This is a genomic window from Puniceispirillum sp. (SeqCode) (assembly GCF_965657105.1).
In the GTDB taxonomy this organism is placed as follows: Bacteria; Pseudomonadota; Alphaproteobacteria; order Puniceispirillales; family Puniceispirillaceae; genus Puniceispirillum.
This window is the reverse complement of the sequence record NZ_CBFHNB010000111.1, coordinates 1-2,493: the sequence shown is the minus strand read 5'-3', so window position 1 is coordinate 2,493 and position 2,493 is coordinate 1. Positions and strand designations below refer to the sequence as shown.

At 45.6% G+C, this 2,493-nt stretch carries 3 protein-coding genes and 1 pseudogene; 3 read left to right on the top strand and 1 reads right to left on the bottom strand.

Going from position 1 to position 2,493, the window contains the following annotated elements; translation table 11 throughout:
• Window positions 1-50: 50 nt before the first annotated feature.
• The 3 genes from ACTF7Q_RS10540 to ACTF7Q_RS10530 all read left to right on the top strand — a co-directional run bounded on the left by ACTF7Q_RS10540 (window position 51) and on the right by ACTF7Q_RS10530 (window position 2,252).
• Complete coding sequence (locus ACTF7Q_RS10540; RefSeq protein ID WP_438997790.1) at window positions 51-362, top strand: hypothetical protein; 312 nt, start codon at window positions 51-53, stop codon at window positions 360-362.
• Window positions 363-480: 118 nt separating this feature from the next.
• Window positions 481-1,056, top strand: a complete 576-nt coding sequence (locus tag ACTF7Q_RS10535; RefSeq protein WP_438997789.1) for a carboxymuconolactone decarboxylase family protein — start codon at window positions 481-483, stop codon at window positions 1,054-1,056.
• A gap of 62 nt (window positions 1,057-1,118) precedes the next feature.
• Window positions 1,119-2,252: a hypothetical protein gene (locus ACTF7Q_RS10530; RefSeq protein WP_438997788.1), complete on the top strand. Its 1,134-nt coding sequence runs from the start codon at window positions 1,119-1,121 to the stop codon at window positions 2,250-2,252.
• Between the two features lie 17 nt (window positions 2,253-2,269).
• Here the strand turns inward: ACTF7Q_RS10530 and ACTF7Q_RS10525 are convergent.
• Window positions 2,270-2,493 (bottom strand): annotated as a pseudogene (locus tag ACTF7Q_RS10525) (urocanate hydratase); the annotation flags it as partial.

Here is a 2,493-nt window from a genome sequence, read left to right as displayed (position 1 = left end):
TTCTATATTTATCCGAAACTTGGGCACTTCCAGACTAAAAGCTATTTAAGATGGTGCGACGCGATCTGGCCTTTGTTGCTGAAAATGCAGTCCTTTTGCAGAAACGAATAGACCAGCTAACGCATATGGCAACACCCTCACCGCTTTTGTTTGGCGATCAGTTGAGTATTGCAGATTGCGGTTTTGTTGCCAGTTTTGCGTTAATATCTATCTTTCGTGAGATTCTGGGCATTAACGTTGTTTTGCCGCCCACACTAATTAAATATGAAGCTACGCTCACTGCCCATGAGTCAGTTACAAAACAGAATATCGCTTATTACAAAGCGCTGAACAATTGGGCTAAGGACAAGCTGAAAGGATAATTGGCTTGTCCTATATCTGCATGATATCTTATTAAGACTTAAAAAACAGCTTCTATTAACAACTAATGATAGCTGAAATGTACTATAAAACTATATATTTACAGTGGGAGGAAACGTCATGGCTGCCTGGATATCAATGATTTCTAATGAAGATGCAGGGCCGGAATTGAAGGCCGCTCTTAAGGTTGCACAAACGCCGCATGGCACTGTTGACAATGTGATGCGTGTTCATTCGCACCGGCCCAATACCATGCATGGTCATTGTGTTTTATACCGTGCAGCCTTGCATGACGCGGCGAACACATTGCCGCAATGGTTACAGGAGGTGATAAGTTCCTATGTATCGGTGCTGAACCAATGCGACTATTCCTATGCTAATCACTGGAAGAATGCCGCCCATCTTATTGGTGATTCTGACTATGCGGCTTCAGTGGAAAAGGCGTTAACCGCAAAAAATCCTGGTGCCGTTTTTGATGGGGCTGAACTAGCCTTATTACAATATGCAGAAAAATTAACGCTCTCACCTGGCGATATGCAGGAAAGCGATGTAATTGCACTTCGAAATGAAGGTTTAGATGACGGTCAGATTCTCGAAGCAAACCAAATCATTTGCTATTTCAACTATGTAAATCGAAGCCTGAACGGGCTGGGCGTTACGACTGATGGTGATATCGTTGGATTCTACGCTGATTGAGTTTAGGATATTACATATCTGCAATAATGATCCCAGAAATGAGCATTTTTAGGTGAATTAAAATGGCAAATGAAAACACGGAAACTTTTGTTTATCACGAGTCAGTTCAGTATCCAGATGAGGCGGCCTTGCGGGCGGGCGCTGACAATCTCATCAACGGGTGCATCGGTGACGTTTCGGGCAAGGCCGTTTTGCTAATCTGTGAGGATCCAGCCCTTGGTTGGTATGATGACAAAGCCCCAGCAATCGTTGCTAAACAGTTACAGGAAAAGGGCGCAACGGTAAAAGTCCTGCCCGTCGGTAAGCCACAAAACGTTCCAGTTGACGAAATCCAGACCGCCATAAATTCTATGGATGAGGTGATTTTCTTTTCGCGCATCGGCGATCAAGATCGATTTGAAGCGAACAATAATACGCCACATTCGACCATGAGCTATGCACGAACTGCCAATATGCTTGGTGGGGCTTATGGTCGCTTGAATCACCACGCGATGCTGATGTTGAAAGACGCTGTCAACGAGGTGATGTTGAACGCTGACCATATCAGAGTCACCTGCCCACAAGGCACGCACTTAGAAGGCTCACCTGCAAACACCAAAGCAGAAGGAAGCGAGGTTGTCGTCAGTCGGTTTCCAATGGGGGTTCCACAACCTGTTCTGGCAAGCGGTTTCAAAGGCGAAGTCAAACTTTTCGGCTATCTTACACCCACCGGTTCAAAAGTTTACACACCAGAATTTATAAAGCTTGATGATACTGTAAGCGTTCAATTTGATGGTAATCGTATAACTGGGTTTACCGGCTCTGATGACATCGTTGCCAAGATTAATGAACATTACAATCATGTAGCAGAAATGTTTGGCCTAAAAGCGTTTAATGTGGACTCATGGCATGCCGGCATTCACCCACAAATGCACTATGATGATTTTATGGGCAATGATCCATCGCGTTGGTCAAACACGGTTTTTACCAGTCCACGTTTCTTGCATTTTCATACCTGTGGTGAGACTCCTCCGGGTGAAATTTGCTGGATGGTTTTGGATCCTACAGTCATGATTGATGGTGTTGCTTTATGGGAAGATGGTCGTTTGCATCCTGAGCGGTTTACTGGCACAAATGCTGTTCTGGATTTTGCACCTGAACTTGCCGCGGCCTTTAACACCCCCTGCATGCACGTTGGGCTAGATGACGCAAACTGACGTCATCATTAACCGGTTTATAAAATACTTGGAAGATTAAGCCCCTGTTCCCGAGCGCAGGCAATCGCATCTTCATAGCCAGCATCTGCATGACGCATCACGCCTGTTGCCGGGTCATTCCACAAAACATTGCTGATACGTCTGTCGGCATCGGCACTACCATCACAGCAGATAACCATGCCAGAATGTTGCGAGAAACCCATACCAACGCCGCCACCGTGATGAAGCGACACCCAGGTTG